We start from the raw sequence: 876 nt of genomic DNA, 5'->3' as shown, positions 1-876 counted from the left end.
GTGCCGCCACCACCATCGGCACGGATCAGGACTTTGCGGCCGACCCGGTACCGACCGGCGCCGGTCACCGCATCGGGCAGCTGGGCGAGCGCCTGTTGGACGACGGTGATGTGGTCGGCGGCGGTGTTCGAGCCGGCGTTCCCCGGCCGCAGCAGAACCGCCACCGGTTCCCCGGTCCCGTCCTGGCCGTGATCAACGAACGCCAGCAGAGGGTGAAACCCGAAACCACGCTTGAAGTTCGGCGCCGCTTGCTCCTTCTCCGAATGCGCTGCCACGAGGGAGGCGTCGAGGTCGACCGCCAGTGGATTCTCCGCGCAGATCGCATGATCGGGGCTGTCCTCGCCGGCGAGTTCCCACGCCCGGGCCCGGGCCTGCGCGGACGCTCCTGCGATCGCCGCCAACGCCACGTCGACGTCGTCGGCGAGCGCGGTGATCAGCCGAGAGACCGTCGGATCCGAGGCCACCTGCCCCATCACCTGCGGTTGGTTGCGGAGCTGATCCACATCAGCCAGGCAGTCCCCACCCGCCGCGATCGACACCGCCAGATCAAGCACCGTCTTCCCCGGATCATGAATCGCGTTCAATTTGCGCCACGGCGTCAACGCACTGGTCAGGGCCGCCATCAGACCGATCGTCTCGGCGGTACGAAGCAACAGCACTGTCCCGGCATGCGAGACGAGGTTCGTTCCGGCCGCGTCGACCGACACCTTCGGGTAGCAGGACGTAGACTGACTCACCAGAAAGGTGCTCCTTCGAGACTGGAAATAGGTTGGTGTGGTAACCCCTATTCTTCCAGCTCAGAGCACCTTTCTTCATGTCCGACACGACCTCACCCGCGAAAGGCCGAGGTTAGYCGGGTTTCTCCGACCCTCGCTA

Annotated in this window: 1 protein-coding gene; it reads right to left on the bottom strand. The window is 65.8% G+C overall.

Annotated features, from left to right (window positions below; genetic code table 11):
* Positions 1 to 737, bottom strand: a 737-nt coding sequence (locus tag AXK60_RS25180; protein ID WP_175400116.1) for a transposase, incomplete at its 3' end; no start/stop codon positions are given.
* Positions 738 to 876 lie beyond the last annotated feature (139 nt).

Source organism: Tsukamurella pseudospumae, assembly GCF_001575195.1.
Lineage (GTDB): Bacteria > Actinomycetota > Actinomycetes > Mycobacteriales > Mycobacteriaceae > Tsukamurella > Tsukamurella pseudospumae.
Note: the sequence above shows the minus strand (reverse complement) of the source record. Positions and strands in the feature narration are given on the sequence as shown.